General features: G+C 70.3%; 14 protein-coding genes. 7 read left to right on the top strand and 7 right to left on the bottom strand.

Annotated elements, in window-relative coordinates:
• Window positions 1–9 precede the first annotated feature (9 nt).
• Together ACSHT8_RS26260 and ACSHT8_RS26255 are read left to right on the top strand one after the other, a co-directional pair.
• Window positions 10–753, top strand: a complete 744-nt coding sequence (locus ACSHT8_RS26260) for a class I SAM-dependent methyltransferase (RefSeq protein ID WP_436493570.1) — start codon at window positions 10–12, stop codon at window positions 751–753.
• A 47-nt stretch (window positions 754–800) separates the two neighbouring features.
• A complete protein-coding gene (locus tag ACSHT8_RS26255) occupies window positions 801–4,928 on the top strand; it encodes an alpha-(1->3)-arabinofuranosyltransferase (protein WP_436493569.1) in 4,128 nt (1,375 codons plus the stop codon).
• Between the two features lie 80 nt (window positions 4,929–5,008).
• Here the strand turns inward: ACSHT8_RS26255 and ACSHT8_RS26250 are convergent, their stop codons facing one another.
• Window positions 5,009–6,238 (bottom strand): lipopolysaccharide biosynthesis protein, encoded by a 1,230-nt coding sequence (locus ACSHT8_RS26250; protein WP_436493568.1) that lies wholly within the window; start codon window positions 6,236–6,238, stop codon window positions 5,009–5,011.
• A 60-nt stretch (window positions 6,239–6,298) separates the two neighbouring features.
• On the opposite strand from ACSHT8_RS26250, the gene ACSHT8_RS26245 reads away from it, so the two are divergent.
• The 4 genes from ACSHT8_RS26245 to ACSHT8_RS26230 are packed head-to-tail and all read left to right on the top strand — an operon-like array spanning window position 6,299 to window position 9,938.
• Window positions 6,299–7,981 (top strand): hypothetical protein, encoded by a 1,683-nt coding sequence (locus ACSHT8_RS26245; protein WP_436493567.1) that lies wholly within the window; start codon window positions 6,299–6,301, stop codon window positions 7,979–7,981.
• A 4-nt stretch (window positions 7,982–7,985) separates the two neighbouring features.
• Entirely contained in the window at window positions 7,986–8,165 is a 180-nt protein-coding gene (locus ACSHT8_RS26240; RefSeq protein WP_436493566.1) for a DUF2613 family protein, read from the top strand.
• 10 nt (window positions 8,166–8,175) lie between these two features.
• Complete coding sequence (locus tag ACSHT8_RS26235; RefSeq protein WP_436493565.1) at window positions 8,176–9,204, top strand: hypothetical protein; 1,029 nt, start codon at window positions 8,176–8,178, stop codon at window positions 9,202–9,204.
• Window positions 9,205–9,242: 38 nt separating this feature from the next.
• Window positions 9,243–9,938, top strand: a complete 696-nt coding sequence (locus ACSHT8_RS26230; RefSeq protein ID WP_436502181.1) for a class I SAM-dependent methyltransferase — start codon at window positions 9,243–9,245, stop codon at window positions 9,936–9,938.
• A gap of 44 nt (window positions 9,939–9,982) precedes the next feature.
• Here the strand turns inward: ACSHT8_RS26230 and ACSHT8_RS26225 are convergent, their stop codons facing one another.
• From ACSHT8_RS26225 to mihF, 6 genes are all read right to left on the bottom strand, one after another.
• On the bottom strand, window positions 9,983–11,026 hold the full coding sequence (locus tag ACSHT8_RS26225; protein WP_436493564.1) for a DUF3068 domain-containing protein: 1,044 nt from the start codon (window positions 11,024–11,026) through the stop codon (window positions 9,983–9,985).
• A 129-nt stretch (window positions 11,027–11,155) separates the two neighbouring features.
• Window positions 11,156–12,547, bottom strand: a complete 1,392-nt coding sequence (locus ACSHT8_RS26220) for a glycosyltransferase family 4 protein (protein ID WP_436493563.1) — start codon at window positions 12,545–12,547, stop codon at window positions 11,156–11,158.
• Window positions 12,548–13,309, bottom strand: coding sequence for a glycosyltransferase (locus ACSHT8_RS26215; protein ID WP_436493562.1), 762 nt, complete (start codon window positions 13,307–13,309; stop codon window positions 12,548–12,550).
• A gap of 309 nt (window positions 13,310–13,618) precedes the next feature.
• The gene (locus tag ACSHT8_RS26210; RefSeq protein WP_436493561.1) at window positions 13,619–14,827 is read right to left on the bottom strand and encodes a PucR family transcriptional regulator; all 1,209 of its coding nucleotides are present in this window, start codon (window positions 14,825–14,827) and stop codon (window positions 13,619–13,621) included.
• A 125-nt stretch (window positions 14,828–14,952) separates the two neighbouring features.
• Window positions 14,953–16,095 (bottom strand): isochorismate synthase, encoded by a 1,143-nt coding sequence (locus tag ACSHT8_RS26205; RefSeq protein ID WP_436493560.1) that lies wholly within the window; start codon window positions 16,093–16,095, stop codon window positions 14,953–14,955.
• A gap of 130 nt (window positions 16,096–16,225) precedes the next feature.
• Window positions 16,226–16,537, bottom strand: a complete 312-nt coding sequence (mihF, locus tag ACSHT8_RS26200) for an integration host factor, actinobacterial type (protein ID WP_172803343.1) — start codon at window positions 16,535–16,537, stop codon at window positions 16,226–16,228.
• A 357-nt stretch (window positions 16,538–16,894) separates the two neighbouring features.
• On the opposite strand from mihF, the gene ACSHT8_RS26195 reads away from it, so the two are divergent.
• Window positions 16,895–18,532: a long-chain fatty acid--CoA ligase gene (locus tag ACSHT8_RS26195; RefSeq protein ID WP_436493559.1), complete on the top strand. Its 1,638-nt coding sequence runs from the start codon at window positions 16,895–16,897 to the stop codon at window positions 18,530–18,532.
• Window positions 18,533–18,638 lie beyond the last annotated feature (106 nt).

Below are 18,638 nucleotides of genomic sequence, written 5' to 3'. Positions count from 1 at the left end.
AGGACCTCTATGAGCTTCGAGCAGGTCAAGCGCGACTGGACCGAGTTGGGCGCCCAGGACCCGCTGTGGGCGGTGCACGTCGCCCCCGACAAGCGCGGCGGCCGATGGGACGTCGACGACTTCCTCGACCTGGGCAGACGCGACGTCGGCGCCGCGCGCAAGTGGCTCGCCGACCTCGGCCTGGCCACCGAGTGGGAGCGCGTGCTCGACTTCGGCTGCGGCGCGGGCAGGCTGTCGCAGGCGCTGGCCGAGCACGCCGACGAGGTCATCGGGGTCGACGTGTCGGAGCCGATGCTGGAGACCGCGCGGGCGCTCGACCGCACCGACGGGCGCTGCCAGTTCGTCCTCAACGAGGTGCCCGACCTGCACGTCTTCACCAGCAACAGCTTCGACCTCGTGTACTCCGAGCTCGTGCTGCAGCACCTGCCCGGCAAGGTCATCGCGGGCTACCTCGCCGAGTTCGTCCGGGTGCTGCGGCCGGGCGGGGTCGCGGTGCTCCAGTGCACGACGCGTCCGCTGTGGACGCTCAAGGGGACGATCTGGCGGCTGGCGCCGTACCGGCTGGTGCGGCTCGGGCAGAAGCTGGTGCTGGGCTACCCGGCGCCGATGCGGATGACGGCGCTGCCGCCCGCGCGGGTCCGGTCGGTCGTGGCCGCGCACGGCGCCGAGGTCGTCGCGAGCGTGACCACCGACGAGCCCGACACCCACTGGCAGTCGACCAAGTACGTGATCGTCAAGGGCGGCACGGCCTGAACGCGAGCCAGACGGCGGTCACACAGAGCGCCACTACTATTCCTCCGATGAGCACAGCGGAACCGGCGACGGTGCGCGCGCCGGGCCGGGTCCGCGCGTGGCTGGCCGGGCTGCCGCGCAACCTGACGGCGTGGGTGATGGCGGGGCTGGTCCTGCTGTCGTTCCTGCAGCGGCCGGGCCGGACCACGTTCGACACCAAGCTCGACCTCGCGGTCGACCCGATCGCCTTCCTCGGCCGCGCGCTGCACCTGTGGAACCCGGCCGCGACCGGCGGCGAGCTGCAGAACCAGGCGTACGGATACCTGTTCCCGATGGGCCCGTACTTCGGCTTCTGCCAGCTGGTGGGCCTGCCGCCGTGGGTCGCGCAGCGGCTGTGGTGCGGGCTGCTGCTGTGCCTGGCCTTCGGCGGTGTCCTCGCCGTCGCGCGGGCGCTGCGGATCGGAACCGAACCCGCCCGCTACGCCGCCGCCCTCGCCTACGCGCTGGCGCCGCGGATGCTCACCGAGATCGGTCCGCTGTCGGCCGAGATGCTCGCCGCGGTGATGCTGCCGTGGGTGCTGCTGCCGCTGATCCGGGTCGACAAGATCGGCTCCCCGCGCCGGGCCGCGGCGCTGTCGGCGCTGGCCATCGTGTGCATGGGCGGGGTCAACGGTGCCGTCGTCATCCTCGCGCTCGTGCTGCCTGGCTTGTGGCTGCTGACGCGCACATGGACGCGCGCCCACGTGCGGCTGGTGCTGTGGTGGGGCGCGGGCGCGCTCGCCGCGGTGCTGTGGTGGTTCCTGCCGCTGGCGCTGCTGGGCGAGTACAGCCTGCCGTTCGTCGACTATGTCGAGTCGGCGACGAACACGACCACGCCGACGTCGCTGTTCCAGGTGCTGCGCGGCACCAACCAGTGGGTCGCCTACGTCGTGCAGGGCACGCCGTGGTGGCCGTCGGGCTTCATGTTGATCGACAACCCGGTGCTGATGCTGGCCACCGGCGTGCTCGCCGCGATCGGCCTGCTGGGGCTGGTGCGGTCGCGGCTGCCGGAGCGGCTGTTCCTGACGCTGGGCGTCGTCGCCGGGGTCACGTTCCTGACCATCGGCTACGTCGGCACGCTCGACAGCCCGTTCTCCGAGCCGGTCCGGGCGCTGCTCGACGGCCCGCTGGCGCCGCTGCGCAACGTCCACAAGTTCGAGCCGGGCCTGCGGCTGCCGCTGGTCCTGGCGTTCGCGCACGCCATCTCCGGCAGGCTGCCGGGCCTGACCCGCAAGGCGTCGAGCCTGTGGGCGACCCGGGCGCGGCTGGCGGTCGGATTCCTGCTGGTCACGATCACCGCGGCGCCCGCGTGGCTGTTCACGCTGCGGCCCGGACCCGGGTGGGACGAGGTGCCGGACTACTGGCGCTCGGCGATGACCTGGGTGGCCGACGCCGACGCCGACGCGCGGACCCTGCTGATCCCGGGCACCGGCTTCGGCGAGTACACGTGGGGCAAGACGATCGACGAGCCCGCGCAATCGCTTGCGCGTTCACCGTGGGCGCTGCGCAGCCAGATCCCGCTCGGCTCCGAGGGCAACACCCGGCTGATGGACGCCGTCGAGGACGCCTTGGCCGACGGCCGCGGCGCGCCGGGTCTCGCGGACTTCCTCGCCCGGTCGGGCCACCGCTTCCTGCTGCTCCGCAACGACATCGACCGCTCGACCACGGGCGCGCCGCCCCGGAGCGTCCTGCGGGCCGCGCTCGCGCGGTCGCCGGGGATCGAGCGGGTGACCGGCTTCGGCCCGGAACTCGACGGCGGCGACGGGATCGACAAGCAGGCCCCCAAGGCCCAGGCCATCGAGATCTACGAGGTCAAGCGGACTGTTCCGCGCGCCGTCGCGGTGCCGACGGCGGACGTGGCCACGGTCAGCGGCGGCCCGGAGTCCCTGTTGCCGCTGCTCGACTCCGGCCTGCTCGCGCCCACCCGGCCGACGGTGCTCGCGGGCGACGGCGGTGCCCCCGACGCGCGGGACTGGCTGGTCACCGACGGTCTGCGCTACCGGGAACGCAACGTCGGGCGGGTCAGGGACAACCTGAGCCAGACCCTGACGGCGGAGGAGAAGGCCAGGCAGAACCGCCCGGCGATCGACCTGGTCCCGTTCGAGGGCATCCAGCACCGCACCCTGGCCACCTACCGCGGCATCCGCGCCGTCACGGCGTCCTCGGCGGCCAGCTTCGCCGACGCCGTCCGCGGCTCCGACCCCTCCACGATGCCGTTCGCCGCGATCGACGGCGACCCTTACACGGCTTGGCAGTCCTCCAGTCTTCGAGGTCCGGCTGGCCAGTGGTTCGAGGTCGAACTCGACACCCCACGCGTCGTCGACCACGTGACCCTGCGGGTCGTCGACGACCCGCGCCTGGGCTGGCCGGTCACCCGAGTCCGCATCACCACCGACAAGGGCTCCGTCGAACGCGACGTCGAACGCGGCAACGACGCGCAGGTCTTCACGGTCACCCCGGGCTTGACCAGCACCATCCGCGTGACCTTCCTCAGCGTCGCCGCCGACCGCGACACCGGCAACGTCGGCATCGCCGAGCTGACCTTCCCCGGCCTTGAGGCCGAACGCGCCTTGCGCGTCCCCGCCGACGTCACCCCCGGCGTCGACCAGCACACCTCCTTCGCCTTCACCCGCGGCGCCCTCCCCAGCTTCTCCTGCCTCCGCGAGATATCCCTGACCCGCTGCGACGCCGGTCTGACCCGCTTCGGCGAGGAACCGACGGGCATCCACCGCCTGTTCCGCACGTCCCTCGACAAGAACTACGAGGTGGCGGGCACTGTGCTGCCGGTCGCGGGCGCGAAAGCCCCGCTCCAGGTCCCCGGCTTGGAGGTCTCCGCCACCAGCCAACTGGCGGGCGACCCGGCCGCGGGCCCCCTCGCCGCCATCGACGCCGACCCGGGGACGACGTGGATCGCGGACTACACCGACCAGCGCCCGATCCTGAAGCTGCGGTGGGGCAAGCCGTCGGACATCACCGGCCTGAAGTTGGTGACAGACAAGGACTCCGGCGCGGGCGCCCCCGCCGAGGTCGAGATCGAGTCGTTCGCGGGCAAGGTGCGGCTGCCGGTGTTCACCGATGGTTCGGTGGACTATCGCGGCACCACGGACTGGATGAACATCACCATCACCCGGACACATGCTGTCGACGGTGATCCGGTTCTCGCGCCTGGCATCACTGGACTGACGTTGCTCGGGGCGCCGGATGCTCTGCCGCGCATCGACGGTTCCACTCGCTTCACGGTTCCGTGCGGGTCTGGTCCGAAGCTGCGGATCGACCAGTTCGACTACGCCACCAAGGTGACGGGCACACTCTCGGACTTGAACAACCACCGCGCCCTGCCGCTGGGCATCTGCCCCGACTTGGCCGAAGGCGTCGATCTCCCTTCCGGGGAACACGAGATCCGCACCGACCGCTCGGACGCGTTCCTGATCCAGGATCTGTGGCTCCGACCTTCAGACGCGTCGGCCGGGACTGTTGGTTCGCGGGCGGTTGATGTTCGGACTTGGGAGGTCTCCTCTCGGGAACTCACCGTCGCCGCGGGGCCGCGTTCCGTCCTTGCGGTGCCGGAGAACGCGAATGACGGTTGGGTGGCCACTGTGGACGGTCAACCGCTGGAGCGGACGCGGGTCGATGGGTGGCAGCAGGCTTGGATCCTTCCGGCCGGCGGCGAGGTTGACGTGTCACTGGAGTTCGCGCCGGACACGTCGTACCGCGTCCGACTCCTGATCGGCTTGATCGCTGTCCTTGGTTTGGTTGTGCTGGCTTTCGCCCCCGCCCGCCGAACCCAGGTCTCCACCGAACCGGGCGGCGAGAAGTGGGTCCCCATCGCGTTGATCGTCCTACTAGGCGCCATGGGCGGCATGCTCGCCATAGTCCTGCTGATCGCGTGCCTACTGCTGCGAAGCCTGATGCCCCGCTATCGCCGGGCAATCTCGATGACGCTGGCAGCACTGGGAATGACGGTCGCGACGGCGACCGCGGTCATCGGCCGGGTCTTGGACCACGGCCAGGAGTGGGCCTACGGCGCGACCGCCCAGGCCGCGATCATCGTCGCCTTGGCAGCCGTAGTAGCGGCAAGAATCCCTTGGTTCGACAAGGACCCATCCCCCGCCACCCACCACACCGCCACGGCCACGGCCAACCCGACCGACGCCTGACTCAAAGAACGGCCCCGCAGATTCCTTCTTGGGTGGCCCCGCTCGATCCAGCTTCTAACAGCGGGCTCCGCGCAAGCGGTTCAGTGCATCGTCTTGACAGGTTTGCGGTGGTCTCTGGCCTCGATTGCCGCGCCCGCCAAGGCCAGACAACCTGTCGCGATCACCGCCGCAGTCACCACGTTGATCAGCGTTCCATTGAGGACAGTAACGACCAGAACGATCTCGATGGCGACCGCCAACCAGGTAAGGACTGTCGACTTCCGGTCAGCGCTCGCGATCCGGGAGAACAGCAGGATCTGAACAAGGGACAGAAACGAGCCGACCAGCGCGAACGGCCACAACGGAATGGTGCTGTCGGTGTAGTTGGCGCCGCCGATGATCTTCACGCCCAAGTCGCCGAATAGCGCTGTTCCCAAGACCACCATCCCATCCAGAGCCGCGCACAACGCCAACGCCTTCGGGATGACCTTCCGTCTGCCTTCCTCGCTCTTCATCTTCGGCAGTACGACAACGGCGATCGCGAACGGGAGCCAGTAGGCGATCTTCGTGACGACAGCACCGATCGCGTACTCGCCTGCCGTCACCTCCGGCAACGTGTGCCGAGCCAGCACCAGGTCCAGATTCACCAGCAGCACCAACGCCAACAACGCCTGCGCGGCATGGAGGACATCCCGCACATGCGCCAAGTCAAGGCGCGTAGGGCGAGGGCGACCGCAGATGAACCAGCCCGTAATGGCAACGAAGGTCGCGCCGATAGCCGCGCCGGCCAGGGCGCCCGTCGGGGTCCTCGTGACAACCAAACCGACCAGGGTCCCGCCAATGCGGCCGACGCTTTCCGTCAGTAGCAGCTTGGACATCGTGCCGAAGCGTTCAGTGCCCTGGAGCGTTCCGTAGAAGAGGCCGTTCAGCGTGATCGGGCCAAGGGTCCAAGCCAGGAACAGCATCGATGCGGGGCTGTCGAGGTGGAGAAGCCAGACGAACAGGGGTGTGCTGAGCAGCGCCACCACCACGATCGTCAGCGCCGTGCCGAAACCCAGGGCGACGAGCGGTCCCGGGGGTCGCCTGGATGGGTGATCCTCTTTCGCGACGCGCAAAGCCACGACGGTCTGCAGGCCCAGCGCGGGAACGGCGCCGATGACGAGGATCGCCAGCAAGGAGCCCAATTCGCCGAAGGCTTCCGGGATCAGGAGGCGGGCGGCGACAAGCGTCATCAGGTAGCTGGCGATGTTGTTGGCCGCGAGTGCGCCCGCGACCAGGACAGCGCCGAGCCCGCCACGCCGAGTAGCCTCTTCGGAACCGCTTACAGTCAACGGGCACCCCTCTGGTTACCTGCCGGTAACTGTAGCGGCGAGACAACCTGGAGAACAGGTGTGAGTGGAAGCCCTTTGGCGTTGCGGCGGGTCGCCCTGCCCGCGGTGAGCGCGCTGTTGGCCTTGGCGGTGACGGCTCCGCTACTCGGACGCGGATTCGTCCTCAACTACGACATGGTCTTCTCCCCCACCCAGCCCCTCGTCCCGGACAGCCTCGGCCTCGGGTCCGCACCAGCCCGCTCGGTACCCGCCGACGCGGTCATGTCGCTGCTGACGCACCTGTTGCCAGGCGACATCGTGCAGAAGCTGGTGCTCTTCCTCGCCTTCTTCCTCGGACCGCTGGGCGCGGGCAGGCTCGTTCCCACCCAATCCACCGCCGTCCGACTGGTCGCGGCGCTGGCCTACGGGTGGACGCCATATCTCGCCGAGCGGCTCTTCATGGGGCACTGGCCGTATCTGCTCGCTTACGCGTGCCTGCCGTGGATCGCCGCGGCCGGACTCGACTTCCGCGCGGGCGAACCCAAGGCGTGGGCGCGGATCGTGCTCTGGTCGGTGCCCGCCGTGCTGACCCCGACCGGGGGACTCCTGGCCGCGGGCACCGCGCTGGTCGCCGCCGGGTGGCGGCGTGTCGTCCCCACTCTGGGGATCGTGTTGGGGCTCAACGCGCCCTGGCTCGTACCGTCGGTGCTTCTCCCCGGTGGCGGGCTTTCCGCGCCGGACGCGGTGGAGCGGTTCGGGGCGCACGGGGAGAACTGGGGCGGCGCGCTCACCGCCGTGCTCGGGCTCGGGGGCTACTGGAACAGCGAGGTCGTCCCGGCCAGTCGGGCGCTTCCGCTCATTCCCGTCATCACCATCGGCGTCACGGTCGTCGCGCTCATCGGGTGCCGGGACATCGTTCGGCGGTGGGGGCCTGGTTTGCCCCTTCTCGGCGGCCTCGGCGTCGTCCTCGCCCTGCTCACCACGGTCCCGCCCGGTGCCGCGCTGGTGCGGTGGGCCGTGACGGCCGTCCCCGGCGCGGGTTTGCTGCGGGACAGCCAGAAGTGGGTCGCGTGGTGGGCGCTCCCGCTGGCCATCGGCTTCGCCCTGGCCATGGAACGCGCCGTGCGGCATCTCAGCGGCGGACGGCTCGCCGCGCTGGCCGCGGCTGCATTGCTGCCCGTCCTCACCCTGCCCGACCTCGCGTTCGGCGGGTTCGGGAGGCTGGCCACAGTCGACTATCCGGCCGATTGGGCCGATGTCCGCGCGAAACTCATCGACGACGACCGGCCCGGCGACGTGCTCACCCTGCCATTGTCGACATTCCGCCGCTTCGCTTGGAACGACGACCGAACCCAGCTGGACCCCGCGCCGCGAATCCTCCCGCGCACCACGGTCATCGACGACACCGTCTACGTCGACGGCCACCCCATCCCCGGCGAGGATCCCCGGATTCCCGCTGTCCGCACCGCGATCGACACCCGCGGCGACCTCGGCGCACTCGGATTCGGTTGGGTGCTGGTGGAACACGGCACTCCGGGAGAGGTCGACCCCGCGGTTCTCGCGCCACTGACCGAGACCTACCGCGGCGACTGGTTGACGCTGTACCGAGTGCCCGGACCGATCGCCGATCCGCCCGATCTCGGCCCGCCAAGGGCCCCAGTCTTGGTCGGCGACTCCATCGCGTTGCTGATCGTGACTTTAGGGTTGTTGTGGCAGGCGTTACCGGCCGGTAGATTGAGCGAAATCAGTCGGCGCGAGGAGTAATCAGGTGGGCAAGATCGTTGCGGCTCTGGTGGCCGTCCTGGCCGGTCTCGGCCTCGCCACGGGCGTCACCTTCGGGGTGACCAGCGCCGCGAGCCCGGATGCCCCGTCCAAGCTCGACCTCAACGAGCGTCCCGCGGGCAACGGCGCCAACGGCGTCGTCAACTACGGCACCTCCGCGCCCTGACCCCGCCGCCGTGGCCGCGTCCGGCTTCGGGGATCCGACAGTCAGCTGGAGCATCCTGCTGCGCGCCGACCTGCGCGCGGCTGCTGACCCCGGCGCCGTCGGCCGTGGCCTGGCGCAGGCCTGCGCGCGGTATCCGCACCTGGGGCCGCCGCCCGCGGTCGAGCAGGCCGAAGACCTAGCCTGCCCGCGCGCCCGCTTCGCCGAACTCCCCTACGCCGACGGCGAACCCCGCGTGCGCGCCGCCGTCAGCACCAACGAGCCCGCCCTGCTCATCGCCGCCCACCACGGCGCCTGCGACGGCCTCGGCCTGCTCGCCCTGCTGGGCGCCGCACTCGACATCCAGGTGACTTCCGGCGCGACCGGTGTGGGTGACCGTCCTTCGGCGGAATCCTTCGTCCGTTCGGCCGCGCGCCGCGTCAACGAGGCCCTGTTCCACCCGCCCGCCCGCGTCGAACCGACCCCGACCGGCCAGGCGGGCGAACTCCTGCTCACCCACCAGGAACCGCGCACCGCATGGGGAACCGGCGTCCTCACCGCCGCCGCGGCCACCGCCGTCGCGGCCTGGAACCGCCGCCACCACGGCCACCCAACGCCTTTGGTCGCCGCCGTCGGCGTCTCGCGCCGCGGCGGGGACAACATCGCCCCGCGCGACGAGAGCGCGTTCCTCCGCCTGCCCATCCCTCGCGACGCCGATTCCGCCGACATCCGCGCGCGCCTCGCCGAACAGGCGCCGGAACCGCAGTTCCCCAGCTCCCCAGGCATGTTGACCACCCTCGGCACCCGCCTGCTGGGCCACCGCCTCGGCTCCAGCTTCCTCGTCTCCAACCTCGGCCCGGTGTCCACATCGGACGACGTGCGGGCACTGGCCTTCCACCCGGCGGCCTCGGGCCGCTCAGCGGTCGCCTTCGGCGCGGTCACCGTCGCCGACACCACCACCCTGACCCTGCGCGTCCGCGCCCGCGACTTCCACCGTGACAGCGCCGCCGAACTCCTGTCCGGCCTCGTCACCGAACTGCGCGACCCGATTGGACATCGATGACGACTCAGACCCCGTTCGCGGCCACGCTCGACCGGTCCGTGCGGCTGTTCAAGGCTTTCCGGAACGAGCAGACCGACCGCGAGACCTTCTACAAGACGCTCGCCGAAGACTCTGTCCGCCAGGTCAACGCCTACGCCCCGCTGGACGGGAAGATCATCCTCGACGTCGGCGGCGGCCCGGGCTACTTCTCCGACGCCTTCCGCGCCGCGGGTGCCCACTACCTCGGCCTCGACCCCGACGTCGGCGAGCTGTCCGCGCGCGGGCAGCACGGGGAGAACATGATCCGGGCCAGCGGCACGGAACTGCCGGTGCGCACGGGAAGCGTCGACATCTGCTACTCGTCCAACGTCCTCGAACACGTGCCGACCCCGCACGTGATGCTCGACGAGATGGTCCGCGTGACCAAGTCCGGCGGCACCGTCTTCATGTCCTTCACCCCGTGGTACTCACCGTGGGGCGGCCACGAGACATCGCCGTGGCACTTCCTCGGCGGCCACTACGCCCGCCGCCGGTTCGCCGAGAAGACCGGGGCGGAGCCGAAGAACAAGTTCGGCGAGAGCCTGTTCGCCTTCTCCATCGCCGCGGCGATCAAGTGGGCCAAGCAGTGCGAGGACGCCACGCTCGTGCGGGCCTTCCCGCGCTACCACCCGTCATGGGCGACCTGGATCGTGCACGTCCCCGGGCTGCGCGAGGTCGCGTCCTGGAACCTGGTCTTGGTACTGCGCAAGAACTGAAAGACGGGGGACGCCGACCCGGCGTCCCCCGTCCACTGTCCTGATCAGACGCCCGCGCCGACACCCTGTCGCCGGGTCGGCGGGTTGCCCGTGCGCTTGGCGGGCTGCGGCGCGCCGCCGCCCATCACGAGCAGCACGATCGCCGCCACGGTGATCACCGCGCCAGAGATCCACAGGATCGTCGGGAGCGTGGTGATGGCCCACAGCTTGGAGATGTTCTTCTTCGCCTCTTCGACGTTCTTGGAAACCGTCTCGTCGTTGAGCTGCAGCGTCCCGTTGAACACGTACGTGCCCTCACCCGCGGCCTGGCCGGACTCCCGCAGCTCCTGCTTGCCGTCCTGACGGCCGGCGAGTACCGCGCCCGTGGTCGGCTCGACCCACAGCGTCCGGGTGACCTCGTAGTACAGGTCCGCCTTGACCGTCGGCACGTCCGGCTTGCCGATCAGGCTGCCCGGCACCTCGCGCGTGGTGAGCTTCGTCGGCGGAATGGTGATCACGTACTTGTTGACGTCGACACCCTTGATCTGTTCCTCGCCGGTGAACCGCGCGTCCACGGCCTGCTTGATCTCGGTGTCGAACCACTTGTAGGTCTTCTGCTCCGCGCCGAACGGGAACTTGAAGTTCAACCCGGGCTGCAGCAGCTGGTTGCGGCTGGCGCGCTTGCGGTCGCCCTTCTCGTCCTCATAGAACTGTCCCTCGCACGGCACCACGGCCTCACCGGTGTGCCGGTTCATGCACAGCCCGCGCAGCCCCGCGGTGACCACCAGTTCGTCGCTGTCGTCCTTGACGATCGTCGACTCGGTCCACGCGGTCACCTCGCTGTCCTTGGCGACCTCCGGCTGGCTCAGGTCACCGGTCACGTGCGTGGTGGAGGTCAGGCTGATGTTCTCGCGGATCTCCGGCTTCGCCGACGAGCCGCTGGGCACGTAGACCAGCGCCGTGATGCCGCTGCCCTGGGCCACCGACTTGGTGTCGATGTTGTGCGGGACCTTGGCGAGCCGGGGGTAGGCGTACAGCTGCAGCAACAAGCCGGTGGCCACCGCGAACACCCCCAACCCGAGCAGGACGAAGGTGATGACGCGACGCACGGGTCCTCCTGGAACTCAAAGACCGTTGGGACGGTCGTCTTCGGTTGCTTACTCGACGGTAATACCAGCGAAAGATACGTCCGATATGGGTTCGGGCAACACTGCTGAACGGCTGATTGAGTCAATCCGTTACGTTCCACGCCTGCTTCGTAAGGACCCACCCAACAATCGCTCCGCATCGGCGGCGGCGCGCACCGCGACAGGCCCGTGGCCAGCGCTTTCCAGCGCCGCCACCACCCGCCCCGCCGAGCATTGCTCGACCAATACCCACTGGCCGATTCCGTCCGTTCCCGACCGCGCGGCAAGCAGGGCCGGACGGGCGGTAACACCTGAAAGGTCGAATTCCGCGACCAGCGCCTCCGGCATTCGGGGCAACCAGCCACCCATTTCCAGACCAGCGCGCAGATCGGCGACGAGCGCGGTGAACCGCTCTCCCGTGGCCGTCCAGTCGAACCTGTTCGCCCAGTCCCGGCAGGCTTTGGCCACCGCGTCGGCGCGCGCCGGATCGCTCAGGTCGGTGAGCGCTTGGTCAACCGCGCCGACGACCGCCGGGTTGATGTCGCTGACGTCGCCGTCGACGAGCCAGCCGGTGTCGCCGTGGCGCACCGAGTCGCGCAGGCCGTCGACGTCGCGGCACAACGTCGGCACGCCGTGCGCGGCGGCCTCGATCACCGCCAGGCCCCAGCCCTCGCCGTCGGAGAGCGTGACGTTGACCCAGGATTCGGCCAGCAGCGCCGACTTCGTCTCGTCGTCGACGTACCCGTGCACCTGGACGCCCGCACCGGCCATCGCCCGCAGCGCGGCCTCCTCCGGCCCGCCGCCGACGACGTGCAGCCGCAGCGTCGGCCACTTCGCGCGCAGCGCCTCGACTGTCTCAATGAGACGGTCGACCCGCTTGTGCGCGACGAGCCTGCCAAGGCACACCAGCGTCGGCTCGGCGGCACGCGCGGCCGACTCGGCCGGGGGATGCTCCATCCCGTTGGGCACAACGTAAACCGGCCCGGACCAGTGCAACCGCGTGCGCATGGCGTGCACCGTCGACGGCGACACCGCGACCGTGACCGCGCGCCGGTACGCGACCCGCGCCACCGGCCCCTCCAGCCACCGCCCGACCGCGGCGAGCCACGGCGGGAAGTGCACCGCGAACTGCGCGTCGTGCACGTGGTGCATAAGCAGGACGACATCGGTCCGACGGCGCAGCACGAGCGGACTGAAGAACGGGATGCCGTTCTGGCAGTCGACCACCACGTCGACCCGGTTTCGGTTGCGCAGCAGCCAGAACAGCGCCCAGAGGTACACCGTCCACCGGCCGCCGCGCCGCACATACGTGAGCGTCGAGGTCTCGCCCGCGGTCTGTCCTTCGTCGCGCGCGGTCAGGAACGTCACGTGCGCACCGGCGTCGGCCATCGCCTCGCCGACGCGCACGGCGTACTCCTCCGCGCCGCCCGCGAGCCGGTGGCCCCGGTCCCGCCAGTTGACGATGACGATCCGGGCGCCGCGCAAGGGCTTGGGCCCACCCACCTACGCGACCTCCGCGATGACCGTGTCGGACGCGCGGACCGGCGTGGCGGTGGTCTCGCCGTCGAGCAGTGCGCGGATCTCCCGCAGCGCGGCGAAGCTGCGGTAGCCGTCGCGCATCGGGCTGAAGGTGGAGCCGGGCACGTCGGTCCAGCGGACCGGCAGCTCGGCGACGACGGCCCCGTGCGCCTGGGCGCGGGCGAGCAGCTCGACGTCGAAGGCGAAACCGGTCGTGCGCAGCGGGGTGAACACCGCGGTCGCCGTCGCCCGGTCGAAGAACTTGAAGCCGCACTGGGTGTCGGCGACCCCGGGCACCAGCGAGCCGACGGCCCGGCGGAACGCCCACGCCCCGGCCTGCCGCAGCACGCTGTGCCGCGCCCGCACGTCGGACATGGGGTGCGCGCGGGAGCCGACGACGACGTTGACCCCCGCGTACAGGTGCTCCAACGTTGGCTGCAGGGCGTCCATGTTGGTCGCGAGGTCGGCGTCGCAGAACCCGACGTAGGCGCTGTCGGTGTCGAGCACTCCCGCGCGCACCGCGGCACCCTTGCCGCGCTCGGCGCAGTCGATCATCCGGATCGGCACCGGGCCCGCGCGGTGCGCCCGCACGACCTCGGCGCTGCGATCGGTGCTGCCGTTGTCGACGACGACGATCTCGGTCCGCCGCGACACCCCGCGCAGGGCGTAGGCGAGGCCGACCAGGGTGGCGGGGAGTCGCCGCTCCTCGTTGAGGACGGGCACGACTACGGAGAGCAGCGTCCGCAAGGGTCCTCCTTGAGTGAGACCGGGGTCACAACCAGCGCGAAGTTACCCAACGGTAGTACCGGGGTCACGCCGCACTAGCTGTGACGGACGCCACACTGGTTCATGAAGTTCGATTCAGGTTAGTTCCGAGACTGCGTTCGGCCCAGTTTCCTTACGCCGAATAGTCGAGCGGACCAAACAAGACTGTCACCGGATACAAACCCAGGTATCGACGCTGGTCATGAATCGTTGACCCGACCACGGGGCAACGGCCCTCACTCAATGACAGCGCGACATCGAATAGTCGCGCTTTGTGATGCCGCCCTGGACTCAGGCCTCGGCCGGGCCACCCAGCGTGGGGTCGAGCCGGGCGGTCTCCACCGCGGCGTAAAGCTCGGCCACGCTGCGCGGATCGGCCAGGTCGCGCTTGGTCAGGTCCTGGATGCGGCGGATGCGATAACGGACCGTGTTCGGGTGCACGAACAGCCGCGCCGACGTCGCCTTGGCCGATCCGCCCTCGGCGTACCACGCGTGCAGCGTGCGAAGCAGGACCTCCTGCTCGGCCTTGGGCAGCTCCAACACCCCGGCGAGCACCTCGCGGGCCAGTTCCCGCGCCAGTTCGAGCCCGCCCGCGACCAACGTGGTCAGGGGCTGGTCGCCGAAGCCGGCCACACCGGTCTCCCCTGGCGCGAGACAGCGCCGGGCGATGCGCGCGCGACGCAGCGCGGCCGGGATGCGGCGCAGCCCGGACACCGGGGGGCTCATGCCGATGCCGAGCCCGGCGGCCTCCAGCGCGTCGCGCAGCTGCTTCAGATCCGTCGCGCGCTCCACGGCCACGATGCCGACCTCGGCGTTTGGCAGGCTGCGCCAGACCAGCCGCCAGCGTCGCGCGTCCACGATGGCCCCGGTGGGCAGCCGGTCGGCGACCCGGTCGGCGACGACAACTACAAATGTCCCAGTCCCCGGCAGGCGGAGCGCCTTGGCCGCGTCGTCCAGTTCGGACTGTTTGGTGAACCGGCCGTCGAGCAGGCCGTCGATCAGGCCGAGCCGCGCCTTCTCGTCGTAGCGCGCCGAGTCGGCCTCGAACTCGGTGTAGGCGGTGGCGATCACGCTGGAGTAGTTGTCGATGATGCGCCAGACCGTGTTGCTGATCGGCAGCATCTGCTCGGCGGTGAGCACACCCGTGGGCAGTGCCCGCTCCATCAGCACCTCGTAGATGTAGGTGCCCGCCATGCGGAACGCGCGCAACACCGCAGAGAGCGGGATGCCCTGTCTCGCCTGCGCGAGCGCGGTCTTGTGCGCGGACTCGACGCTGACGTCGCGGCCCTCGAGGAACGCGGTGAAGGCGTTGCGCAGGTTGACCTCGCACACCTTGCGCAGCTCTTCTGGCGCGGCCAGGTTCACGCGCCGGTAGAACTCTTCGTTGTCGCTGAGGAGCGTCGCCAGTTCGGACGCGAACTCCGGCAGCCTCCGGATGAGCTGACGCACCAGATCCGCCAACTCAGGAGGCAGCGGCGACGCCAGCGTCGGGGCTCCCACGGCACGACTGTAACCCCTCGTTCGCCTTCCTTGATAGCGAACGACCTTCGGATTTATTGGATCTGGCTAGTCGCGGTCTGAGGTGTCACCGAGTCCAACGACGGTCGCCACCTGCGGTGACGGCCTCAGGCCAGGCTCATCCCGAGCGCGGCGAGCAGGGTGTGGAATTTCGCCGTGGTCTCGGCGAGCTCCGATTCCGGAATCGAGTCAGGCATGATCCCCGCGCCCGCGAACAGCCGCATCCGCGCCCGCTCGACCTCGGCGCAGCGGATCGCCACGATCCACTCGCCGTCGCCGGAGGCGTCGCTCCAGCCGACCACGCCGCTGTAGAAGCCGCGGTCGAACGGCTCGTGGTGGGCGATGGCCGCGCGGGCGGCCCCGGCGGGCGTGCCGCACACGGCCGGGGTCGGGTGCAGCGCGGCGGCCAGGCGCAGCGCGGACACGTCCGGGTCGATCAGCGTCCCGGAGATCCGGGTCGACAGGTGCCACACGGTCGGGGTCTCCACCAGCGACGGCGCGGACGGCACGGTCAGCTCGCGACAGAACGGCCGCAGCGTCTCGACCACGGCCTCCACCACGACCCGGTGCTCGCTCTGGTCCTTCGCCGAGGCCAGCAGCGCCTCGGCGACCGCGCGGTCGGCGACCGGGTCGGCCACCCGCGGCACCGAGCCCGCCAGCGGGTTGGAGAACACCGCGGTCCCGGTCCGGCGCAGCAGCAGCTCCGGGCTGGCGCCCAGCAGCGTGCGGTCGGCGTCGGCGCTGATGTCGGCGGCGTAGGTGTAGCCGAGCGGGTTGGCCTCGATCAGGCCGGGGAGCAGCGCGGCGATGTCGACCGGGTCGGCGAAGCCGAGGTCGAGAGCGCGCGCCAAGACGACTTTGCGCAGGTCGGGGTCGGCCCGCAGGTCGGCGATGGTGTCGGCGACGGCCCGCGCGTACGCGGCGGGCTCGGGCACGGGGGTGACGCTGGCGGCGACGGTGTGCGGCCGGGCGGGCGGCACGAGCCCGTGCGCGGGGCCCGCCCAGCTGACCGCCTCGGGGATCACCACGCGCGGCTCGGCGTCGGCGTCGAACGGCAGGACGCCGACGGCGGCGGGCGCCCCGGTGTCGAGGATCAGCTTGCCGACGCGGGCGGCGAGTTCGTCGGGGTCGGTCTCGGCGACCACGGCCTGGCACCCGGTGGCCAGCAGCGTGGAGGCCGGTCCGGCGAGCAGGAAATCACCCGGTCGGTATCGCTCGACCAGGCCACGCGGTCCCTCGTCCCCTGCCACACCCCAATCATGCCCAGTAGGGGTCGGTCCCGCGTTATGGGATTGCTTACGCCGGGGAGAGCGGTTGGAAAAGACAGCCGGGGGTAGGCGACGGAGTTCCGTCGCCTACCCCCGGCCGGGGGTCATCGGGTCAGTTGAGCGCGTCGATCAGCGCGGAGCGCTGCCGGTCGCCCAGGCCCGCGGCCCGGCGGTCCGGGTCGATGCCTGCCTGCTCGAGCAGCGCGGCGACCTTCACCGCGCCGAGGCCGGGGACGGCCTTGAGCAGGGCAGCGACCTTGGTCTTGCCAATGGTCTTGTCGTCCTTGGCCTTGCCGAGCACCGACGCGATGGTCCGCTCACCGGACTTGATCGACGCCAGCAGCTCGGAACGCGCCTTGCGCGCCTCTGCGGCCTTGGCGAGCGCGTCAGCGCGCTGCTCGGGAGTCAACGTGGGCAGAGCCAACGTGGTAGTCCTTTCCTTCTTCACCCGCCGCGGCAGCGGAGGGTCAGACAAAGTTGTCTGGCGAACAATTGGCTACCGAACGTCACCAGAGCGCTAGCGGTATCCCGCCCTCGACCCACGATGCGACTCCGGTCGCCAGTTGCCTTTCGCCAGTAAACGACACCTCGACCGGCAACATACCCCCGACACGCGCAAACCTCCTGCTGAGCGTGCACCTTCGAGTGTCGCGACACAGCGTGACAGCATGATCAACAGGCCCGCGTGGCCGATTTCCACCATGTCGCGGAGGCGTTTCGCGCACTATCGTCTCTGGTTACCAGTCAGTAGTCGGGGTGACCCCAGGGAGCTTGATCGACGATGTTGAGCACCATGCAGGACGGCCAGCTGTCCATCGCCACGCTGCTGCGCCACGGCTCGACCGTGCACGCGGGCAGCGAGGTCGTGACCTGGACCGGCACGGAGGGCCGGGTCACCACGTTCGCCCAGGTCGGGACCCAGTCCGCGCAGCTCGCGAACGCCTTGCGCGGGCTCGGCGTGACCGGCGACCAGCGCGTCGCGACGTTCATGTGGAACAACGCCGAGCACCTCACCGCCTACCTCGCGGTGCCCGCGATGGGCGCGGTGCTGCACACGCTCAACATCCGCCTGTTCCCCGAACAGGTGACCTACATCGCCAACCACGCCGAGGACCACGTCGTCATCGTCGACGGCACCCTCGTGCCGCTGCTGGCCCAGCACCTGCCGACGTTCAAGACGGTCAAGCACGTCATCGTCGCCAACGGCGACGCCGCGGCCCTGCAGGCGCCCGAGGGCGTCCAGGTGCACTCCTACGCCGAGCTGCTCGCCGCGCAGTCCACCGAGTTCGACTGGCCCGAGATCGACGAACGCTCCGCCGCGGCGATGTGCTACACCTCGGGCACCACCGGCAACCCCAAGGGCGTGGTCTACTCCCACCGCTCGATCTGGCTGCACTCGATGCAGGTCTGCATGGCCGACGGCATGGGCCTGTCCTCGGCGGACCGCTCGCTGGTGATCGTCCCGCAGTTCCACGCGATGTCGTGGGGCATGCCCTACGCGGCGTTCATGTCCGGCGCGTCGCTGGTCATGCCCGACCGGTTCCTGCAGCCCGAGCCGCTGGTCAAGATGATCGAGGCGACCAAGCCGACCCAGTCCGCGGCCGTGCCGACGATCTGGCAGGGCGTGCTGTCCTACCTGGACGCGCACCCCGCCGACCTGAGCTCGCTGCGCGAGGTCGTCGTCGGCGGCTCGGCGTGCCCGCCGTCGATGATGCACACCTTCGCCGAGAAGTACGGGATCCACATCGTCCACGCGTGGGGCATGACCGAGACCTCGCCGCTGGGCACCCTGTGCCGCCCGCCGGCCGGGCTGTCCGACAAGGAGACCTGGGCCTACCGCTACACCCAGGGCAGGCTCCCCGCGGGCGTCACCGCGCGCCTGGTCGGCGACAGCGGCGAGGAACTGCCGTGGGACGGCGAGAGCGTCGGCGAGCTGGAGGTCCGCGGCCCGTGGATCACCGGTTCCTACTACCGCCTGGACGAAGACGGCGAGGGCGCGGAGAAGTTCGAGGGCGGCTGGCTGCGCACCGGCGACGTCGGCACGCTCACCCCGGACGGCTTCCTGACCCTCACCGACCGCTCCAAGGACATCATCAAGTCCGGCGGCGAGTGGATCTCCTCGGTCGAGCTGGAGAACGCCGTCATGGCCCACCCCGCGGTGGCCGAGGCCGCGGTCATCGGCATCCCCGACCCCAAGTGGGACGAGCGTCCACTGGTGACGGTCGTGCTGCGCGAGGGCGCCGAGGCCCAGCCGGAGGAACTGCGCGGGTTCCTCACCGACAAGGTCGCCAAGTGGCAGCTGCCGGAGAACTGGGCGTTCATCGCCGAGGTGCCCAAGACCAGCGTCGGCAAGTTCGACAAGAAGGTCCTGCGGGCCCAGCACGCCGACGGCAAGCTCGACGTTCGGCACCTGGACTGACACCCACGGTGGGGGCGGTCGACCGACCGCCCCCATCGGTACCGCCGAACGGGCGCGGTCATACAACCGACTAGGTAGGGTCATACAGTCCCGTTAGCCAGGAGGT

The sequence above is a fragment of the Actinokineospora sp. HUAS TT18 genome (assembly GCF_051364635.1).
Classification (GTDB): Bacteria; Actinomycetota; Actinomycetes; order Mycobacteriales; family Pseudonocardiaceae; genus Actinokineospora.
The sequence above is the reverse complement of the archived record's forward strand: the minus strand, read 5'-3'. Positions and strand labels throughout refer to the sequence as shown.